At 57.0% G+C, this 19533-nt stretch carries 18 protein-coding genes; 13 read left to right on the top strand and 5 right to left on the bottom strand.

The features are described from left to right. Positions 1-86: 86 nt before the first annotated feature. The 4 genes from LCM31_RS03570 to LCM31_RS03555 form a co-directional block, all read right to left on the bottom strand. Complete coding sequence (locus LCM31_RS03570; protein ID WP_224867623.1) at positions 87-578, bottom strand: GNAT family N-acetyltransferase; 492 nt, start codon at positions 576-578, stop codon at positions 87-89. 41 nt (positions 579-619) lie between these two features. Continuing rightward, entirely contained in the window at positions 620-919 is a 300-nt protein-coding gene (locus tag LCM31_RS03565) for a hypothetical protein (protein WP_224867621.1), read from the bottom strand. A 1-nt stretch (position 920) separates the two neighbouring features. Then, on the bottom strand, positions 921-1736 hold the full coding sequence (locus LCM31_RS03560; protein WP_224867619.1) for a class I SAM-dependent methyltransferase: 816 nt from the start codon (positions 1734-1736) through the stop codon (positions 921-923). A gap of 78 nt (positions 1737-1814) precedes the next feature. Continuing rightward, entirely contained in the window at positions 1815-2762 is a 948-nt protein-coding gene (locus LCM31_RS03555; protein WP_224867617.1) for a LysR family transcriptional regulator, read from the bottom strand. A 176-nt stretch (positions 2763-2938) separates the two neighbouring features. Here LCM31_RS03555 and LCM31_RS03550 point away from each other — a divergent pair, with 176 nt between their 5' ends. The 6 genes from LCM31_RS03550 (at position 2939) to LCM31_RS03525 (ending at position 13320) form a co-directional block, all read left to right on the top strand. Beyond that, on the top strand, positions 2939-4384 hold the full coding sequence (locus LCM31_RS03550) for an NAD-dependent succinate-semialdehyde dehydrogenase (RefSeq protein ID WP_222229472.1): 1446 nt from the start codon (positions 2939-2941) through the stop codon (positions 4382-4384). A 211-nt stretch (positions 4385-4595) separates the two neighbouring features. Beyond that, positions 4596-5909, top strand: a complete 1314-nt coding sequence (locus LCM31_RS03545; protein WP_224867615.1) for an aspartate aminotransferase family protein — start codon at positions 4596-4598, stop codon at positions 5907-5909. A 297-nt stretch (positions 5910-6206) separates the two neighbouring features. Next, positions 6207-8192 (top strand): DUF4382 domain-containing protein, encoded by a 1986-nt coding sequence (locus LCM31_RS03540; protein ID WP_224867612.1) that lies wholly within the window; start codon positions 6207-6209, stop codon positions 8190-8192. A 264-nt stretch (positions 8193-8456) separates the two neighbouring features. Next, positions 8457-9287 (top strand): DUF6515 family protein, encoded by an 831-nt coding sequence (locus tag LCM31_RS03535; RefSeq protein ID WP_224867610.1) that lies wholly within the window; start codon positions 8457-8459, stop codon positions 9285-9287. A gap of 157 nt (positions 9288-9444) precedes the next feature. Beyond that, positions 9445-11736: a mechanosensitive ion channel family protein gene (locus LCM31_RS03530; protein WP_224867608.1), complete on the top strand. Its 2292-nt coding sequence runs from the start codon at positions 9445-9447 to the stop codon at positions 11734-11736. A gap of 171 nt (positions 11737-11907) precedes the next feature. Further along, positions 11908-13320 carry a rhomboid family intramembrane serine protease gene (locus tag LCM31_RS03525; protein ID WP_224867605.1) on the top strand — a complete coding sequence of 471 codons (1413 nt, stop codon included), beginning with the start codon at positions 11908-11910 and terminating at the stop codon, positions 13318-13320. Here LCM31_RS03525 and LCM31_RS03520 read toward each other — a convergent pair. Beyond that, the gene (locus LCM31_RS03520) at positions 13317-14762 is read right to left on the bottom strand and encodes a tetratricopeptide repeat protein (RefSeq protein WP_224867603.1); all 1446 of its coding nucleotides are present in this window, start codon (positions 14760-14762) and stop codon (positions 13317-13319) included. The two genes, LCM31_RS03525 and LCM31_RS03520, sit on opposite strands and share 4 nt — an antisense overlap. A 193-nt stretch (positions 14763-14955) precedes the next feature. Between LCM31_RS03520 and pepB the strand changes: the two genes are divergently transcribed. The 7 genes from pepB to LCM31_RS03485 all read left to right on the top strand — a co-directional run bounded on the left by pepB (position 14956) and on the right by LCM31_RS03485 (position 19465). Beyond that, on the top strand, positions 14956-16245 hold the full coding sequence (gene pepB, locus LCM31_RS03515; protein WP_224867601.1) for an aminopeptidase PepB: 1290 nt from the start codon (positions 14956-14958) through the stop codon (positions 16243-16245). A 14-nt stretch (positions 16246-16259) separates the two neighbouring features. Further along, positions 16260-16457 (top strand): antitermination protein NusB, encoded by a 198-nt coding sequence (locus LCM31_RS03510; RefSeq protein ID WP_224867599.1) that lies wholly within the window; start codon positions 16260-16262, stop codon positions 16455-16457. A 515-nt stretch (positions 16458-16972) separates the two neighbouring features. Beyond that, positions 16973-17434: an ion channel gene (locus tag LCM31_RS03505; RefSeq protein ID WP_224867598.1), complete on the top strand. Its 462-nt coding sequence runs from the start codon at positions 16973-16975 to the stop codon at positions 17432-17434. Between the two features lie 94 nt (positions 17435-17528). Next, positions 17529-18047 (top strand): GNAT family N-acetyltransferase, encoded by a 519-nt coding sequence (locus tag LCM31_RS03500; RefSeq protein WP_224867596.1) that lies wholly within the window; start codon positions 17529-17531, stop codon positions 18045-18047. A 61-nt stretch (positions 18048-18108) separates the two neighbouring features. Next, on the top strand, positions 18109-18384 hold the full coding sequence (locus LCM31_RS03495) for a putative quinol monooxygenase (protein ID WP_224867594.1): 276 nt from the start codon (positions 18109-18111) through the stop codon (positions 18382-18384). A gap of 128 nt (positions 18385-18512) precedes the next feature. Further along, positions 18513-19052: a peroxiredoxin family protein gene (locus tag LCM31_RS03490; protein ID WP_224867592.1), complete on the top strand. Its 540-nt coding sequence runs from the start codon at positions 18513-18515 to the stop codon at positions 19050-19052. Between the two features lie 239 nt (positions 19053-19291). Then, positions 19292-19465: a DUF2061 domain-containing protein gene (locus LCM31_RS03485; protein WP_224867590.1), complete on the top strand. Its 174-nt coding sequence runs from the start codon at positions 19292-19294 to the stop codon at positions 19463-19465. Positions 19466-19533: the final 68 nt, after the last annotated feature.

The following is a 19533-nucleotide window of genomic DNA, read 5'->3' as shown; positions in this document are numbered from 1 at the left end:
AAGGTCACCTTTGGTTGCGTATCAATTGGTGTCACAGGTTGTCGCTCGGCAGTATCCAGCAAATGGGCATAGGCGTTAGCCGTGGGTTAGCCTTCGGTTTCGGTGCGGTAAATTTGCATGCCGCGCGCCTGATAGTTGGCCAGCGCGCCCTCGTGGTCGAGAGTACAGGTGTGTACCCACACGCGTTTGCAGGGAGCCCAGCTCCACGCCTCTTCCAGTGCCCGGCTCAGCAGGTGTCCGCCAAAGCCACGGCCGATAAAGCGGGGCGCCAAACCGAAATAGGCGATCTGTACCGTATCGTCCGCCTGTTTCTCCAGTTCGAAGTAGCCGGCAATGGTGCCGCGGTAGTAGGCTGCCCAGGTACGCAGCTCGTCGCGCTCTGCATAGTCCTGCCATTGCGCATCCGGTTGCTTGAGCTTGTCCGTCCACTCCCAGGGTTCTCCCACCAGCTGGTAGAGGTAGCGGTTAAAGCGGAATTCCTTTTCTTCCGCTTCCACAATCGACAGCCCGTCCGGGCATGGTTTGCTGTTCAGTTGCCCAGAGTTGGTCATTTCCAGGTAGTAGGTGGTTACGCTCACGGTGTGCTCCAAAGTTTAATCGTGCGTTGGCGGTCGCAAAATTATCGATTGCGCACATAGGCTGGCGTTTCGTAGGGACCGTAGTCGATCTCTTCAAATACCCAAGCGTGTGGCGCTTCTGCCTTGTGTTCGGCGATGGTGTTGCCGAATACCTCGATGTGAATCTCTTCCATCAATTGGGCCAGTTCGGCCTTGCTGTTAAGACCGAGATAGATACCGGCCTGCATAAAGCCTTCCAGGCGGTGGCGCTCGACCACGGGGATCTGCATGCCGAGTTTGGAATTGGCAAACAACTGGCGCAGTCGGCGCGCAACTTCCTGGGTGAATTTCTCCTGCTGCATCTCAGGCTTTCCTCCAGCTCGCGGTCAGGGCAAGGGGTGGATTGTGCGGGCTTTCGGCGAGGTCACCACAGTAGTTGCCTACGTCTTCGGCAATTTCTTCAAAGGTCTCCAGTGCCAGGTTGCTGGCGATAGCCGCAGTGAGGATGTCCCCCAGGGTATGCTGGAAGTTGTAATTCGGCTCAGACGCATACTTTTCGCCAGAGAAGTAATCCAAGCCGCTGTTGTCGACTTGGGGCGCGCGGTCGAAGTAGGAGTAGGCGATATGTGACGGCGTGCCTTCGGCGTACATATTCAGTACCGGGTGTAGTTCTTCCATCAACAGGCGGCCACCGGGTTTTAATAGCTTGCTGCAGATGTCGAAAAAAGCACGTAGGTCCGGCATCCAGTTGAGCACACCGATGGTAATGACGGCGAAGTCGAAGCGCCCGTAATGGTGCTGAGGAATTTCGTACACGTTGTGGGTTTCGAATGCCACATCCGAGAAGTTGCCGCTCTGGGCCAGGGTGTTCGCCTGCTCGACAAACGTGCTGGAACCGTCGATGCCCAGGCAGTAACCCGCCCCCTTGTTTTTGATCGACAGCAGGTCTTTGCCATTATTGCAGCACACCTGAACCACTGAAGCGCCGGTAAGTTCCTGTGCATCCACAAGCCGATTGAAATCCCCTTCCAGTGCGTTGAAGCCTGGTTCGGCAACGCGCTCGGCCAGGTCCGGGTTGCGCTGGTGGTGAATGGCGGCCGCCTCATTCCAGGATTTCAGGGTTTGTTCGGTATATTTTTTTGTGGTGTTTTCGGACTTATCTTTGATATCGGAAGCCATGGTTACATCCCGAGTTGTCTCTGCATTTCCGCATTGTTAGGCGTGTTATTTTTCTGGGTTTGCTCGTGCATCGGCTAGCTAAACTTCACTCGCCGGCATCTGTAGCGACTCGATAAACAACTGTACCGCAGGTTGCTCCAATGCACTGCTTTTGCAGGTAATCGCATTCTGGATCTGGTAGCAGAAGCGCTCCGGGCGCAGCGCATTCAGGGAGCCATTTCTAACATATTCATCCGCTAGGTAGGCGGGTAAAAAGCCGATAAATTTTCCAGACAGGATCATCGCCAAACGCGCGGCCATATGGTTGGCGATGCTTTTGTGCGGAAACAGTCGATACAAATGCGCGGCGCCGGACAAAACAGCGTGGTCCGGGGCGGCGAGTTCCTGCTGGGTGATCAGCTCCTCGTCAATACCGACATCCGCTTGCGCGGCGCAAGGGTGGTTGGCGGCACAGTACAGCAGCGACTGGTGGCTGAACAGTGGCTGGTAGCTGAGGCCGGGGCGGCGGGAGTGCAGCGGGTTGATGCCCACATCGGCGCGCCCGGCGAGAATTTCCAGCTCGAGCTCGTGGGGGGCGGCCAGCTGGATATCCAGCTGCAGCTGCGGCGCGCGCTCGCGCAGTTGCGCAATGGTGCCTGGCAGGTCCAGCTGCGGCATGGCAAGGGCATCGTCCGGCAGAATTAATCGCAGCTTGCCAGTCAGTTGCGATTGGATGGCGTTGACCTGGCTTTTGAAGGTGGCAAGGTGACCATCCAGTTCCAAAATCGCCTGGTACAGGGATTCCCCCTCCGGGGTGAGCTTGAAGTCGGCGCGGCCGCGCGAGCGCAGACACAGCTGCATACCCAAGCGGGTCTCCAGATCGGACAGGTGCACGCTGATGGTGGAGCGGCTGATATTGAGGGTCACCTCGGCAGGTGCCAGACCACCGGCCTGCACCACTTCGCGGAATACCCGCAGCAGGCGCAGGTCCATATCGCTGAGGCGGCCGGAAAGCGCAGTTTTCGCCGATTTTTGGCTGCTTTTCATGGTTTTTGGCCTCCATTTGCCTGTCTGGATTGCGTGCAGGCGTCGCGTCTCTGGCACAGCCTAATCTAAAGTTAGGTAAACATAAATTTTAGTTTTAAATTTCTTACTTTTCGCCACCAGACTTCCCCGCCACTATTGCTCCAATACTGATAAATAAAGGGATCAGGGAGTATTCGATGAATTTGAACAATAGCCAGTTGCTGCAGACCAAGAACTATATCGACGGTCAGTGGTGCGAGGGCGCCGGTAAGTTGGCGGTCACTGACCCGGCCACAGGCGAGCTGTTGGCGGAAATTGCCGATGGCAGCGTTGCCGATGCCGAACGCGCGGTTGCCGCGGCGCACCGTGTTTTCCCTGAGTGGCGCAGCAAAACCGCGGCCGAGCGCGCGGCGGTGCTGAAGCGCTGGTACCAGCTGATTGTGGAAAATCGCGAAGACCTGGCGCGCATGCTGACCCTGGAGCAGGGCAAGCCGCTGGCGGAGGCCCTGGGTGAGATCGACTACGGTGCCTCCTACATCGAGTGGTACGCAGAGGAATGTCGTCGCGCGTACGGCCAGACGATCCCGACCCATAACCCGGCCATGCGTCTGCACACCATTCGCCAACCGGTGGGTGTGGTGACCTGTATTACACCGTGGAACTTCCCCAACGCGATGATTACCCGCAAGGCGGCACCGGCGCTGGCGGCGGGCTGTACTGTGGTCATCAAGCCGGCGAGCGAAACGCCGCTGTCGGCACTGGCGCTGTGTGCGCTGGCCGAGGAAGCGGGCATTCCGGCGGGCGCCCTGAATGTGGTGGCGAGTAAAGATTCCCGCGGCGTCGGCAAGGTGCTGACCCAGGACGCGCGCGTGGCCAAGTTCACCTTTACCGGTTCTACGCCGGTGGGCAAGTTGCTGATGGAGCAGTGCGCGAGCACCGTGAAGAAGATGTCCATGGAACTCGGCGGCAATGCGCCGTTCATCGTGTTTGACGATGCCGACATCGATGTGGCGGTCACTGCGTGTATGGCCACCAAGATGCGCAACGCAGGCCAGACCTGTGTGTCGACCAACCGCATTTATGTGCACGAGTCGGTACATGATGAGTTTGTATCCAAGCTGCAGGCGCAGATGGAAACCTTGCAGCCGGGTCACGGCCTGGAAGAGGGCACTAATTTCGGCCCGCTGATTTACCGCCGCGCGGTGGATCAGGTCCACGGTCTGGTGGAGGAGGCGGTCGCCAATGGTGCGCGCCTGTTGCTGGGTGGTGATTTCCTGCCGCACGGTGAAAATTACTATGCGCCGACTTTGCTGGTGGATGTGCACGATGAGATGCGCGTTGCGCGGGAAGAGATTTTTGGGCCGCTGGCGGTGGTGCAGAAGTTCCGTGATGAAGACGATGTGATTCGTCGTGCGAACGATACACCTTACGGTCTGGCAGCTTATGTGATGAGTGAAAATATTCACCGCGCGAACCGTGTGGTGGAGGCACTGGAGTACGGCATGGTGGCGTGTAACGCAGGTGTTTTCTCCACCACTGTGGCGCCGTTCGGTGGCTGTAAAGAATCCGGCATCGGTCGCGAAGGCGGCGTTGAAGGTATGGCCGAATTCTATGAAACCAAATATTGCTGTTACGGGGCATAAGCCCTATTTGAATGGTTAATTGATCGTGTGGCGGCAGAGCACCGGGTACAGATTTTCAGGATCACTGTGAACCCATCCATGGGCGTTGCGGCGCAAACTTCCTGTTTGCGACGCTCCTGAAAATCTGTACCCGGCACTCAGCCTTCGCATCAAAGTTATTTGCTACCTTTTGTGTGTCGCTTAGGCGCATGAAAATAAATCGGAGAACATCATGTCCGAATTGAATACCGACGCATTTTGGATGCCGTTTACCCCCAACCGCAGCTATAAGGCAGCGCCGCGTATTGTCGAGCGTGCGGAAGGCATTTACCTGTTTGAAAAATCTGGCCGCAAAATTATCGATGCGACCGCAGGCCTGTGGTGTTCCAACGCCGGACACTGCCGCAGTGAAATTGCCCAGGCGATTCAGCAGCAGGCGATGAAGCTGGATTACAGCTCCATTTTCAACTTCGGCCACGAGCTGGGCTTTGAATACTCTGAGCGTCTGGTTAAGCACACGCCGGAAGGTATTAACCGGGTGTTCTTCGGTAACTCCGGTTCCGAGGCGGTGGAATCCGCACTGAAGATTGCATTGCAGTACCAGCGCGCTCGCGGTAAGGGTTCGCGCACTATGTTTATCGGCCGTGAGAAGGGTTATCACGGGGTGAACTTCGGTGGTATTTCTGTGGGCGGTATTGCGCCGAACTATCAGAGCTTTGGTCAGCCGGTGAAGGCGAACCATATGCGCCATACGCTGGATATTGAGCGCAATGCGTTCAGCAAAGGCCTGCCGGAGCACGGTGTGGAGCTGGCAGAAGATCTGGAGCGTCTGGTGGCGTTCCACGGTGCGGACCAGATCGCGGCGGTGATTGTAGAGCCGTTCTCCGGTGCTGGTGGTGTGGTACTGCCGCCGAAAGGTTACCTGCAGCGCCTGCGTGAAATCTGCGACAAGCACGACCTGCTGCTGATCTTTGATGAGGTGATTTCCGGTTGGGGCCGTACCGGTTCGCCGTTCGCTTCTCAGGAGTTTGGTGTGACCCCGGACATGATTACCTCCGCCAAGGGTATTACCAACGCGGCGGTACCGCTGGGTGCGGTGTTTGTTAGCGACAAGATTTACAACACCGTGATGGATGCGGCGGCCGAAGGTATGGTGGAATTCTTCCACGGCTATACCTACTCCGCACACCCGGTGGCCTGTGCTGCGGGTATGGCGACGCTGGATATTTACGAGCGCGAAGGTCTGCTCACCCGCGCTGCTGGCGATATCGGCAAGCACTGGGAAAATGCCCTGCACAGCCTGGCGGATCTGGATAACGTCATCGACGTGCGTAACTATGGTTTGGTCGGCGCGATCGAACTGCGTGCGCCGGAGCACCTGAAGGGTAAGTTTGGCGCCAAGGCTTCCGCGCTGGCCTGGGAAGCAGGTGTGATGGCGCGTGGTATTGGCGATGCGCTGTGCATGTCGCCGCCGCTGATCATCGAGGCTCATGAAATTGATGAGATCGTGAGCAAGCTGCGTGAGGTGATCATCACCCTGGCCTGATCTCTCACCGGGTTATGGCGCTCGTTAAGGTAGTAAACACTACCGTATGAACGCCGCGAGAAGGCGTGAATCCTCGGGTTCATGCCTTTTTTGTGCCTGTTATTTTCACAGCGTCATTTTCTATGTGCCATTTTGTGCCGGTTATAACTTCGTAAAATTTCTTTCGATTTCCTGTCAACCTTTGTGCCCGCTCCCCGTTTTATACAGGCGACCTGGTCAGTTACCTGATTTTCCGTGAGCAGTTTCCCGGGTTGTTTCCCTGGGGCTGCTTTCAAAATAAATAACGAGGAACCAAGGATGTGGGCAATACTCAATTCAATGCGCCTGCAAGGGCGATCTAATCTGCATTCCGCACGCTGGTTAAGCGGAGTGCTGTTGAGTGCGCTATTGGCTGGTTGCGGTGGCGGCAGTGAGACAACCGAATTAATCCCAGACCCGATTAACCCGATCCCGCCGAGCAGTAGTAGCTGCGAAACCTCTGATAGCGGCAGTAACTCTGATGCTTGCGGCACGGTGCTGATCGGCATGACCGATGCCGACGGCGACTTCTTGCAGTACGAAGTGAAAGTGGTGTCACTGTCGCTGCAGCGGGCAAACGGCGCGCGCGTGGATGTATTACCGACCAGCAACATCGTGGACTTCGCGCAGTATGTGGATGTAACCGAGTTGGTTACCGCGGCAACGGTGCCGGTGGGTACTTATGTGCGCGGGGAAATCACGCTCGATTACACCGAGGCAAATATTTACATCGAAAAGGATGGTGAAGCGCATCTGGCCACGGTGGTGGACGAATCTGGCGAGGCAGTAGGAGAGGTTACCCTGGCGCTCACCATCGACAACCGCAATCAGCTGGTAATCGCGCCGGGTGTGCCGGCCATGCTTACCGCCGACTTTGATCTCGCGGCTTCTCATACGGTGAATCTGGAAGGGGATGCGCCTGTCGCCGAGCTGTATCCAGTGCTGGTCGCCGAGGTGAATGCATACGAGCAAAAAGACTTCCGCATGCGCGGCCCGCTGATCGAGGTGGACGAGACCGAAGGCGATTACCGTATTGCCCTGCGTCCGTTCCAGCGCAAGCAAGGACGCTTGGGTGGAATTGATATCGTTACCGACAGTGAAACCTCTTGGGAAATCGATGGTGAGGCCTATGTCGGCGCTACCGGTCTGACCGCGCTGGCGGAGCTCGAAGCTGGCACCGCGACGTTGGCGATGGGTGTGTTCAACCGTGTATCCCGCGAATTCACTGCGGACTCGGTACTGGTGGGCTCCAGTGTGCCCGGTGCCGATCTGGATGCGGTTTCCGGGCATGTGATTGCACGCGATGGCGATCGCCTTACCGTGCGCGGCGCGAACCTGGTGCGGGTGGATGGTGAAGTCCAGTTCAACCAGACCATGGACATACAGCTGGGAGAAATGACTCAGGTGAGCAAACCTCGCCGCCAGCACGAGATGCTCGGCCTGCAGGATATATCCATCGGCCAGCGCATTCGTCTGCTGGGTAGCTGGGATGCCGAGAGCGCTCTGTTTGATGCGCGGGAAGGTCATGCCCACCTGCTGCTGACGCGCCTGTCGGCAACCGCCTCTGCGCAGACCGATAGCACTTTGGAAGCGGCTGCGCTGACCTTCGGTGGCCGTGAAGTTGCCATGTTTGATTTTGCCGGCACCGGTGTGACGGTGGAACAGGATGCGGATCCCGCGGCTTACGAGGTCGATATTGCCGGTCTGGGGCTGGGCGCTCTCGGCATGGGCTCGCCGCTGCAGTTGCGCGGTTATGTGGCGCCTTTCGGCACCGCACCCGCTGACTTCAGCGCCCTCTCGGTCACCGACTTCAGCGACGCCCGCGCACGCCTGCTGGTGGGTTGGGCACATGGGGATGAAGAGGAAATTGAAGCGGGAGAGGTAGGGGGGGTAAGTGCAATTGCGAGTCTTTCCGCCACCGGGCTCACCCTGTCCGCTGACAGCACCTTTGGCGTCGCGCACCATATCCTGCGCGGCTCGCACCGCACCGACCTGCTGGAGCTGGACGGGCTGCCCGCCATTGAACCCGCCGACTCGATGTTCTTCGGCCGCGGTATCTACACCATCGCCCAGCGCGGTAGTGACGCCGGCGATCTGGTGTTCTTCTCCGACTTTGAAAGCTTTGCCACGGAACTCGATAGTCGACTGATGGCCGGTGCCATGGTCAAGCGGCTGCATGCCCGCGGTCACTACGATGGCGCCGAGAATCGCTTCGGAGCGGTGGCCCTGTGTGTGGTGCTGCGGGAAGCAGTGTCTGTGGAGTAAGGCAGAAGCTATCTCTTTTGGGAGCATCCTTTGGAGGTTGCCCCGGGCGAAACTACACTGAATATGTAGTCGGCCGTACGGCAGAAAGTGCGGAGCTGAAAAGTTCGAGTGCCCTGTCGTCACCGCCGGTCTCATGTAGAGCGGCGCCTCCGGCTACTATGCGCGCGCGGCCTCTCGTTGCCTTGCCTTTTGCGGCGGTGGGAGACCGTGCGTTGCTGTGTGTGGTTGTCATGGTCGAGGCCATGTAAAGCGTGAGGTAGTTGTGTGAAGTTGCTTCCCCCACAGTTAAACCGGTTGCGCAGCTGTGCAGTAGTTTGTGCCATGGCGTGCGCGGCCAGCCTTCCCTCCGTGGCGGGGGCGCAAACCACCCTGCCGCCGCCGGACACGACGAGCGGTGAATCCACAGGAGATTATCAGCGCGACCCCAACCGCCAGCGGCAGCTCTCCGCCGATGCCGTCCAGCTTACCTTGAGCGGCAATATCTATTTCTACCAAGGGGGTTACTTTTATCGGCGTGAGGATGATGGCTTCCTGCGCGTGGAACCGCCACTGGGGGCGGAACTCAAGTTTGTGCCCTACGGCAGTCGTGGATTTGAGATCGACGGTCGCCAGTTTTTCCTGAGCGGCACCGGCACCTTTTATCGCTTCGATCCCCGTCGCGACCGCTATGTAGTAACGCAGCCGCCGTATGCCTGGCGGCGCTACTACAACGGCGATTTTGCCGGCAAGTATGAAGAGCGCCTGTACGGTTATCCCGATAAGGACCTCGGCACCCTGCGCGACCGCTCGGGTATTCCCCAGGCCTATCCGCCGGATGCGCTGGATCCGGACGGTGTCGATGACGAGGGCATGACCCTGTTTGAAGCGGAAGGCTACCGCGACCCGCGTCGCCGTCAGCCGCGCCCCTACGCCAATATTCGCCCCCCCTATGACGCCAGTGGCGAGCGTTACGACAATCGGGTCATCGCCGAGTCCCTGTGTCGTCAGGATGCCTCTACCGCCGCGCAGCGCGGCAGTACCCTGGATCGCCAGCGTATGCGTATTTATCAACGGGTATATCGCGACTGTATTCAACGTTACGACCGGCGCCGCTGAGCAGGGATATAGCGCGAAAATTTACCTGACACCGCTCATCTACACTGAAACAGATGCGCTGTGTATAAGGGGTATATGCCATCGGTGATGGCCGACGAGGCCTCGCGGCCGGTACAGGGAAAGTAGTTGGGGAGTGTGGTACAGGGATGGTTTCGGCATGTTAGCCAGCAACGCCCACCCGAAGGGCTTCCCGCCACCGCGGCCATATCCATGGCGGCGGTCTCTGCTTCTCTGTGTTTGCACGTTTTTGCTGCTGTTCTCCACCCTGGCCAGTGCACAACTTCCCTCCGTTAAGCCCAAAGAATTTTCCCCGGTTATTCCCGATTTCAGCGCGCTGTCTGCGGACTGGTGGACGCTGTGGCCGGACGTTACGCACCAGCAAAAAGAGCAGTGGTTAACCGAGGTTGAAAAGGCCTGGCAGGACTGGAAAAAAACATTGCCGGAAGAAGCAGAACTCGACGAGCGGGTTCTGCAGATTGACAAGCGTCTCGAGGGCGTCCGCAAGACCTGGCAAAAAAGTGAGAACCTAAAGTCCGTCAAGATTTTGCCGGAGGTGACCTTTCCGGAGGCACCCACGGTGTTGCAATGGGCGGCATCCGACGCGGCGGTAGCGCGGGGCCAGCAACGCTATCAGGGGGTGCAATTAGAAAAAATCCAGATGGACGATGGCGTCGCGCATTCACTCAGCCGGCTGCGGGAAAAGGTGGCGGTGCTGCGGGATATTAACCGCAACGACCCGAAACATTTGAGCGCAACGCTGGATGTGTTTTTTGGGCAGATAAATCATCTGCAGGTGCTGGAAGAGCAGCAACTGCTGAGGGATCAGCTTGCGCTGTGGGATGAGGAGTTGACCTACGGCCGTGCACAACTGCAGAGGATGCTGATCGAGCTGCGCTTTAGTCAGGAGGTTGCCGATGAATTGGCCTCGGCGCGTACCGAAGATAAAACCGGCTTGGAGGAGCTGGCGCGGGAGCGCAGTGCTTCCCGCCATCAGGTCTTTGAGAGCGCCGACAGCGAGGTCACGCTTGAGCAGCAGATCAGCCTGATGAATTACAGTGTGGAAACACTGCAAAATCGCCTGCAGCTGCGCAAGCAAGAACTGCTGCTGGCGATGAACAGCGTACTGGATCCAAACGGCGAGGCGGAAAAGCTCACCATCAGTAAAACGCTGGTGGAAAACGCGGAAAAAGCTCAGGCGGATCTGGTGCGCCAGCTCAATATGCGCCAGCGGCAGGTGGTAGCCTGGGGCGGTGAAGACCCAAAGGCGATGCAGCGCTGGTGGCAGCGTTTCGAGAAGATCAACAGCGCCCTCGGCCATGCCGGTGACCTGATTGACGAAGTAAAGCGTTACGAGGCCGCGCAGCTGTTTGTGTATCAGCGGCAGCAGGGGTGGTGGCGCACGCTTGGCGACCGGATTGTCCTGCAGCTGCAGCAATTGCGTAGTGGCTGGCGCAATCTCGCGAACTACGAACTTTTCGCTATCAGTCAGCAGCCGATCACCCTGAAAGACATTGCGCAGATGATTCTGGTGATCATCGGCGCCTGGGGGTGTTCGCGGCTGCTAAGTGTGATCCTGCGTCGCATGGAGCGCCGAAAACGCACCAGCGAACAGGCGGCGTACGCGCTGTGGCGGGTGTTGAATTACTGCATCGTGATCATCACGATCATTATCCTGCTGACCATGGTGGGGCTGGATACCTCCAAGCTTACCCTGGTCGCCGGCGCCCTGTCGGTGGGTATCGGTTTTGGTATGCAGGCGATTTTTTCCAATTTCATCTCCGGAATTATTCTGCTGTTCGAGCAGCCACTGCGGGTCGGTGACCTGGTGGAGCTGGAGTCCGGGGTGTTTGGGCGTATCCGCGCTATCAACGTGCGCTCTACCCGTATCACCACCCGTGACAATGTGGATATCCTGGTGCCGAATTCCGAGTTTGTGACCGGGCGTGTCACCAACCACACACTGGAAGATCCGGTGCGGCGTATTCACGTCCTGTTCGGTGTGGCCTATGGCACCGACCCGGAAGAGGTGCGGCAGGCGGCTATGGCCGCGGCGGAGCGTGTACCGGTGACTTTTTCCAACTGGCAGCGCAAAACAGAACTGTGGCTGACGTCCTTCGGCGACAGCTCCCTCGACTTCAAACTGGTGGTGTGGGTAAACAGCAATGCGGTGTCGTCGCTGGGCGACCTGCACGCGCTGTACAATCTCGAGTTGCTGCGGGAGTTCAACCAGCGTGGCATCGAGATTCCCTTCCCCCAGCGCGACCTGCATGTGCGCAGCTGGGGTGAAGCCGCTCCGCCTGTGCCGCAGGCATCGGAGAGTGAGCCTCCAACGCAGATTGAGAGGCGTGGCTCCAGCGGTTCCGAGGATTGGCCCGGCGCCGGCGACGCCGATGGTGGTGCGGAAGGTGGTGACGGTGGTGACGGTGGTGACGGCGGCAATGGCCCGTGACGCCTGAGTCAGCTTGACCTTCGCAGTTCGCCGCAATTCGCTGACGCTGGCCGCAAAGGCGGTGAAAAGCTGACGAAAAGGCCCGCAAAGGGGCTGGTCTTATTTTGCCACCTCTGTATTCTGGGGACCTGAACATTTTCCAATCAATGCCAAACCTGTAGCGGACCCACCTTGCTGATCATCCCCATCCAGAACAAACCCGACTGGCGCCGGCCACCACTGGTGTGTTTTGCGCTGATCCTGGCGAACCTGCTGGTGTATATGCTCTACCAGAGCGGCGACGAGGCTCGCTGGCAGGCGGCCGAGGAGTACTACTTCTCCAGCACGCTGCCAGAACTGGATGAGGCGCGCTTCTACGAGTTTGTGGATACGGAGAAGCCCGAGTGGCGCACCCTGGCCCAGGGCGCTGGGGAAGACTTCATGTATGAGCAGCTGTTGTGGAGCCGTGAGTTCCACGACTGGCTGATGCCTAAGCTGGAGCAGGAAGGCGGGGAGGCCCAGCAGTGGCTGGCCCAGCGTCAGGAGTTCGCCCGGCTGCGCGATAGCCTGTCCAGCTTTGCCTACGGCCTGACTCCGGCAGATCCTACGCTGAAAGGCCTGTTCGGGCATATGTTCCTGCACGGTGGCTGGGATCACCTGCTGGGGAATATGGTGTTCCTGTTGCTGTTTGGCCTGTCGGTCGAGCTGGCCCTGGGGGCCGCCTGGTTCCTCGGTTTGTACCTGCTCGGTGGACTGGCTGCCGCGGGCCTGCATATGGGGGTGGAAGCGGGCAGCCTGATGCCGATGATCGGCGCATCCGGCGCGGTGTCTGCGGTGATGGGGATGTTTGTCGCCGTATACGGGATCCGGCGGCTGCGCTTTTTCTACACCCTCGGTTTTGCCTTCGGAGAATTTTCCGCGCCGGCCCTGATGGTGTTGCCACTGTGGTTGGGCAAAGAGGTCTTCGGTTACTTCTTCGGTAGCGAAAACATTGCCTACTGGGCGCACTTTGGCGGTCTGGTGGCGGGCTTTGTCTGCACCATGGCGCTGATCCGGGTACGCCCCAGTGGCGATATTCACGTGGAGGAAGACCTGCCGCCCACACCGGAGCAGCTGGCACTGGCGCGCATCGAATCTCTGCAAAATCACGGTAAGTTACTGGAGGCGGGGCAGGCGGCCAGCAGTGCGCTCAAGCAGCATCCGGCGTCACTGCCGCTGATTGAAAAATCCATCGAGCTCACCGGTCTCGCACCGGAGAGTGAGGCCCATCACCGGGCCTGGCTCGCGCTGTTTGCCCTCGCCAAGTTGCCGCAACAGGACTTTGCGCAGATTGCCGCCGGTGTCGAAACCTATCGGGAAAAAGTGCAGGAACCGCGCGCACTGACGCCGCGAGTGTGCCTGATCCTGGCGCAGCGCGCTGCGCGGGAGAAACAGTGGGCGCTGGTGGAAGTCTTGCTGCAGCGCTTGCAGCAAAAGCAGCAGCGTCACCCGCTGATGGCGCGCCTGGCCAACGGCGTAGTGGAACACTACCGCCGCTGTGGCGATGAGGAACGCGCGCGCCAGGCACTCGACTTTGCGCGCGCCCTGCAACCCAGCGCGGTCTAGCTTGGCTGGGCGCTTTTCTTGTTCTGCTGTTCGGCTGCCAGAATCGATTCCAGCTGCTGTACCTCATCGAGCACCGCGCTCTTCGGAAACTTACTGCGTACAAATGCCAGCAGCTTGCGGCTGTTGTCGGTGCGGTTAAACCCATCCATATAAATTTTCGCCAACAGCAGATAGGCACTGTCCAGACGGGTGTAGTGCGGGTCTTCCTTGTGCAGGTTGTTGACCAGTGCCAGTGCCGGCTTGAACTGACGCTGGCGATACAGCGCCTCGGCAATCTGGTGGCGCAACAGTGACTTGTCGATGGCCGGTGTGCCGTGGGACTGCACGGTGGCCATATACAGTTCTGCGGCCTTGTGTGGCTGCTTCATGCTAATAAAGCGCTCCAGCAGATGCGGGCCGAGTTCGCGCAGGGCCTTCTTGTCGTCGGTGGCGAGCAGCAGGCGATAGTAACGCTCGTTGAGCGCGACATCGTTGGGTTGCTGACGCAATACGCCGACCAGGGTTTTACGCGCTTCTTCGTGGCGCCCTTCACGCAGAAAAATACTGGAGTCCGCCATGGCTTTGCGCCGCTCGAACTCGCGCTCTTCGAGAAATTCCTCATCGCCCACCTGCGATGCTACGCCCAGCTTCTGCTGCCGCGTCAGGCAGATGTAGCCCATCATGGCACTGGTGACGATGGAGAAATAGCTGGTGACAAAGGCCAGTAGCGGCAACAGCATCCATACCGGCAGCTTGTCCGCGACGACCGGTAGCAGCACGGTGGGGGCAGCAGAAACCGCACTGGTGGACAGCCACAGCAGCCAGTAGGGCCAGCCAATAATCAGGGTGAAATGCAGCAGCTTGAGCGGGTTTACCGCCGCACGCATGCTGTGCTCCAGTGCCAGCACAATCATTGCCGCTGGTCCCAATAGCGAAAGCACAATGGAGTACACCTGCGCCGCGCCCACACCGAGGGTGGTCGCAATCAATGCGCCACCACCACCGGCGACCAGAATCATACCGATGACCCGTGCAAACACCGCCGCGCTGCGGCCGTCCTGAGCGTCGCCAAAGGTGGGCGCCTGCAGATCGCCACTGGCCAGTTTTTCGATCACCAGCAGGTTGTAGCGCATGACCACCGCCAGCATGGCCACCAGGATAAAGATGGAGAGTATGCCCATCCCGGTGATCGCTAGTGCAGCCACCGCGCAAATCGCGGATACGGTTAAGGGGCCGGCGTTCAGTGCATAGCGGAAATAGAAGGGGGCCATTTGCCAGAAGGGTCTGGCCTTGTTGCTCGCCCCGACATGCTGCAGTCGGTTGTTACACAGAACGCATTTGGGGGTGGAGCGGTAATAGTTATCCACCGAGCCGGGAACACAGTCGCCGCAGTATTCCTTACTGCAACCGCTGCACTGCCAGATGGCATCGGCACTGGAGTGATAGTGGCAAGCATTGCCCATGGTCTACATCCTTGTCGTTATTGTGCTTTGCTGCTGTGCAATTGTGAGTGTGCACTCGTCCAGTGTATCGGCTCTGTCCCCGGCGGCGCAATCTACCCCCCCTTGCAGGCTGCTAGACTGACCCAATATTGTAGGGAGTGACGATTCACCCAGGCGCAGATGCGCAGAATAACACCGAATAAATGAGGTTCAGATGAGCAAAGCGATGCAGGTACGGCTGGAATCCTCCGCGGCGGCGGAGCACTGGGGCAAAAATGCCCTGTTAAGTTTCGCCGATACAGAAGCGCGCATTCACGCTAGCGACGCCACAGGCGGCATGCTGGTTGCCACCCAGCGTGCGGCCCGCCGTCTCGATGGTATGGGTATTACCGACATCACCCTTGTTGGCGATAATTGGGATCTGGAAAGCCGCTGGGCCTTCTGGGCGGGTTATTACAACCCGAACCGCAACAGCAATCTGGACTGGGGCAGTGCGGAAGGCAGCGAGCTGGCGGAATTGGAAGCGCGCAAGGCCGCCGCTCTGTGGGTTCGCGAAATTACCAACGGTTCTCCGGAAGATATTTCCCCGCGTGCCCTCGCCGAAAGTGCTGCGGAGATGCTGCAAAAGCTCGCCCCGGACGCGGTGAGCTTCCGCATTGTCGAAGGCGATGCGCTGCGCGATGAGGGGTACATGGGGATTTACAACGTGGGCCGTGGCAGTGTGCGTGGCGGTGCCATGCTGCAGCTCGACTATAACCCCGCGGGTAGTGACGCTACCGATGTGGATATATGCCTGGTAGGCAAGGGCATCACCTTTGACTCCGGTGGTTACAGCATTAAACCCTCCGCCGGCATGGCCCATATGAAGTCTGACATGGGTGGTGCGGCGATGGTTGCCGGCGGCCTGGCGCTGGCAATCGCGCGGGGTTTGCAGAAGCGCGTAAAGCTGTACTTATGCTGCGCGGAAAACCTGATCTCGGGTCATGCGTTCAAACTGGGTGATGTGATTCGCTATAAAAATGGCGTAACCGCAGAAATCCTGAATACTGATGCCGAGGGGCGTCTGGTCCTGGCGGACGGCCTGCTGGAAGCGAGCGAACAGAACCCGCGCTACATCCTTGATGCGGCCACGTTGACCGGTGCGGCGAAAATGGCGGTCGGTCGGGATTACAATTCGGTGCTGAGTCTTGAAGACGGTATGGCGGACAAGGTGTTGAGTGCGGCCAAGTCCGAGCACGAAAAGGCCTGGCGTTTGCCGCTGGACAAATTTCATCTGGAGCAAATCCCTTCTGGCTTTGCGGATATCGCCAATATCGGCAGTGAAGGTACTCCCGGTGCGTCCACGGCGGCGGCGTTCCTGGCCAAGTTTGTGCGCGATGAAGGTCGCGGCTGGGTACATATGGATCTTTCCGGTTCCTATTTGCCTGCGCCAAATGATCAGTGGGCGCAGGGCGCCAAGGGGCACGGCTTCCGTACCATTGCCCGTTTCTTGCTGGATAACTAATAGGAATCAACACGATGGAAGAGTATCAAGTCATGATCCAGTCGCGGGAGTGGCTGGTGGGGTGGGGCACCCTTTCCCTGATTAACGCAGGTCTGGCCCAGGGGAAAAACCGCAGTGGCCTGATCTGGTGGATTTTGAGTTTGATTTTCGGTCCGCTGGCGACACTGGTGCTCGTTTTACTCAGTAAGGCACCGGCAAATCCTCACGACTAATTATAAAGTTTTGGTTGCGGACAATTGTGCGGTGGTGAAGTTAAGCCAGCGTACAATCGCATCAGCGTGGCAATAGCTCGCTTACAGCCCCCCCTTTCGATAGCGTCCACCCGTTCATCCGGTAACCCGACTCAATTCATGTACAGGCATTCTTACATGCGAACACCGAATGGTTTGATACTTTTCACACGGATCTGGCTTGCCAGATGATCAAGAATTGGTAAGCCATGATTTTTATCCAGATAATTTGGATAAGGCGGAGCAGCGCAAGCGGTATGCATCAATGTGATTGGCTATATTGGTCGGTTCAAACCTGCTTGTTGAAAATTAAATGCAAGAGTTGGTCGGTGAGTATTTAGGAAGGCGAATTACGTTTACCCAAGAAAGCAGGGAAGGAAATATATTTCTGGTGTAGAAATGTGCCTAACTGGCTGAGCGCAATGTGCTATTTTTCGCATAAGATACCATAAGGTCGAATTGTTCTTATTTTGTGCGAATCAAATGCGAGCGTAAATATGAAGATTCTTAATGAATCAAAGATCATGTATTTACTTTTGATCACTACACTCTTGTGTTCAGTGTTTGGTTTGCGGAGCCTGTCATTTGTCTTGATGGTGGTTACGGTGCCCATATTCGTCAGTTGGGCGTTAAGTCACAGAAACTTCAGATACAGAATCCAGGCGTTCATCTACTTTGTTGTGATCATCATTATCGAGATTGCCGGGTTTGCCGCGCTTTACGAGCGAGAAGGTATCGTGTGTGAAGGTAGTCTGATCAAGGATGCTTACACAAGTTTTTATTTTAGTGTCGTTACATGGACCACATTGGGTTTTGGCGACTGTGTCCCAACGTCACATATTCGGCATTGGGCTGCATTACAGGCCATTCTGGGTTACGTCATGATGGCCATCTTTACCGCGTTGATTCTAAATTTTCTTGGCGGTCGAATCCCTGCAAAAAGTGACTGGGAAAGCTGATGCGCGTATATGATAAGAAGATTTATCCTGCGCGAAACTGTTTTTCTTAGATGCGTTTTTGTGTCGCTGAGTTTGGTTTCGTGAGTGACCAGCTATGATCTTCGATTTCGAAACTCCTCGACTTGTAGTGGCTGAGTTAACTGCTGACGGTGCTGTATCAGATCGAGAGGAATTACTGGAAGAAATACCGAAAATTCTTACACCTGCAGTTGTTGCTCATCTGCCACCACACTTTTCACAGATTGATTCCGCCAAGGATGCGGACGTATGGCTAGCCCGCATGAGCTCCGAGAGTCATCTTTTGTTGATTACGGCGCAGGTCAATAATGCGCTCGTGGGCTTTCTGTTTGTCCATGTGAGTCAGGAGCGCGATGCACATATCGGTTTCTTACTCCGAGAATCACACTGGGGGCAAGGGTTGGCGAGTGAATTGCTACGCGGCTTTATTGATGAAGTGCGCGAGAGGAGGGCTCTTCGCACGCTCATTGGTGGCGTCAGTCTGGAAAATATCCAGTCTCAGCGGCTTTTCGAGAAGCTCGGGTTCACCAAAAGGCTTGATAGTCAAATGGATACTCTGTTTTATGAACTCGCGCTTGAGAAAAGTGGCGTATAGGCAATTGTGCTGTCTGGCATAATTTAGTGAATCTAGTGTTTTCGATTTTAAGGGTTGTGCAATGGGCAAGGTGATATTGAATGGGTACATCCTTGTCCCTGAAGTTGAGCTTGAGAGCGTCAAGCGAGAGCTCATTGAGCATATCCGCCTTACTCGCGCGGAACCTGGGTGTCTAAAATTTGTTGTCGAACAGGATGGTGAAGAGCCGGCACGCTTTAATGTCCATGAAGAGTTCATTGATCGTGATGCGTTTGATCATCACCAAGAGCGTGTAAAGAGCTCACGCTGGGGCAGCTTAACCGCAAACGTTTCGCGTCATTATACGGTTTTCGGATAGCCGTTTCTTGTTTGGTAGGGTGTCTGCCGGTCTGATTTCTGTCTAACTGTGATAGCGCCATGTTCCACGTCATAACCTATGCTTATTGCGACGAATCTCCACGGTATATTCCTAATTGAGATGTAAATATGGCTACTTCTAGCAAACTGAGAGCAGGTGATGCCTTTCCTTCCCTGGAGGCGGTCAAGCTGGATGGGTCGAGCGTTACGCTCGGTAAGCCACAAGGCGGCGCGACCTGGCAGGCAGTGTTTGTTTATCGTGGCAAGCACTGCCCCCTGTGCACCAAGTACTTGAATGAACTGGAGACATTCAAGCAGGCCTTTCGGAATGCTGATGTGGACATTCTGGCGGTGTCCGCTGATTCAAAAGAGCAGTTGGAGCAGCACCTGGAAAAGGTGCAGGTGACCTTCCCCATTGCCTACGGGCTGACGGAAGAGCAGATGGAGGCTCTGGGCCTGTACATCTCCATCCCCCGTTCGGAACAAGAGACGGACCACAATTTTGCGGAGCCCGGTCTGTTTGTGGTGAACGAGGAAGGCAATCTGCATGTTGTGGATATTTCGAATAATCCCTTTGTGCGCCCGGAGCTGGGTGCGCTGACACGCGGTCTCGCGTGGATTCGTGACCCAGACAACCACTATCCGATTCGCGGTACCTTGAAGTATTAATTCGAGCTTCGCAGTTAGCCCGTTACCGCTGGTGTTATGTCGACACGCTCCTTTTCCCACGACTAGGCAGTCCAGAAGAAAATAAGGCGGTCTGATTAGTCATCTCTATCAAACGAAGAAGTACAAACAATTTTTACAAATAGGAATTGTTCTCGATAATCGGCATATTGTTCGCGGCTGTGCAAAATATGAACAGTGCGGCCGCGACCCGATAGCGGTGCAACTGAGGATGATTCACTATGAAGAAGACCTGTAGTTTTGCGTTAGTTCACATGGCCGTTGCGTTTACCGTGGGCTTTGTGATGACCGGGGATTTCTGGGTCGGAAGTGCGCTGGCACTGGTTGAGCCCGCATGTAACACGGTGGCTTACTATTTTCATGAGAAGTGGTGGGGTGGGGCTGCGGTTGCCTAATCGCGCAGATTCACCAACTTCGGGGTAAAGTCCGAATTCTTTAGATGCGCAGTTAGTTTGTTCCGGCT

Origin of the sequence: Microbulbifer agarilyticus (assembly GCF_020171345.1) — a bacterium.
GTDB classification, from domain to species: Bacteria; Pseudomonadota; Gammaproteobacteria; order Pseudomonadales; family Cellvibrionaceae; genus Microbulbifer; species Microbulbifer agarilyticus_D.
The sequence above is the reverse complement of the archived record's forward strand: the minus strand, read 5'-3'. Positions and strand labels throughout refer to the sequence as shown.

What these genes read in the sequence shown, in the direction of transcription:
- LCM31_RS03530 (WP_224867608.1), top strand. Translation starts at nt 9,445, where the DNA reads ATGTTAGCCAGCAACGCCCACCCGAAGGGCTTCCCGCCACCGCGGCCA.
- LCM31_RS03565 (WP_224867621.1), bottom strand. Translation starts at nt 919, where the DNA reads ATGCAGCAGGAGAAATTCACCCAGGAAGTTGCGCGCCGACTGCGCCAG.
- LCM31_RS03490 (WP_224867592.1), top strand. Translation starts at nt 18,513, where the DNA reads ATGGCTACTTCTAGCAAACTGAGAGCAGGTGATGCCTTTCCTTCCCTG.
- LCM31_RS03545 (WP_224867615.1), top strand. Translation starts at nt 4,596, where the DNA reads ATGTCCGAATTGAATACCGACGCATTTTGGATGCCGTTTACCCCCAAC.
- LCM31_RS03505 (WP_224867598.1), top strand. Translation starts at nt 16,973, where the DNA reads ATGAAGATTCTTAATGAATCAAAGATCATGTATTTACTTTTGATCACT.
- LCM31_RS03555 (WP_224867617.1), bottom strand. Translation starts at nt 2,762, where the DNA reads ATGAAAAGCAGCCAAAAATCGGCGAAAACTGCGCTTTCCGGCCGCCTC.
- LCM31_RS03485 (WP_224867590.1), top strand. Translation starts at nt 19,292, where the DNA reads ATGAAGAAGACCTGTAGTTTTGCGTTAGTTCACATGGCCGTTGCGTTT.
- LCM31_RS03550 (WP_222229472.1), top strand. Translation starts at nt 2,939, where the DNA reads ATGAATTTGAACAATAGCCAGTTGCTGCAGACCAAGAACTATATCGAC.
- LCM31_RS03520 (WP_224867603.1), bottom strand. Translation starts at nt 14,762, where the DNA reads ATGGGCAATGCTTGCCACTATCACTCCAGTGCCGATGCCATCTGGCAG.
- LCM31_RS03560 (WP_224867619.1), bottom strand. Translation starts at nt 1,736, where the DNA reads ATGGCTTCCGATATCAAAGATAAGTCCGAAAACACCACAAAAAAATAT.
- LCM31_RS03500 (WP_224867596.1), top strand. Translation starts at nt 17,529, where the DNA reads ATGATCTTCGATTTCGAAACTCCTCGACTTGTAGTGGCTGAGTTAACT.
- pepB (WP_224867601.1), top strand. Translation starts at nt 14,956, where the DNA reads ATGAGCAAAGCGATGCAGGTACGGCTGGAATCCTCCGCGGCGGCGGAG.
- LCM31_RS03540 (WP_224867612.1), top strand. Translation starts at nt 6,207, where the DNA reads ATGTGGGCAATACTCAATTCAATGCGCCTGCAAGGGCGATCTAATCTG.
- LCM31_RS03510 (WP_224867599.1), top strand. Translation starts at nt 16,260, where the DNA reads ATGGAAGAGTATCAAGTCATGATCCAGTCGCGGGAGTGGCTGGTGGGG.
- LCM31_RS03495 (WP_224867594.1), top strand. Translation starts at nt 18,109, where the DNA reads ATGGGCAAGGTGATATTGAATGGGTACATCCTTGTCCCTGAAGTTGAG.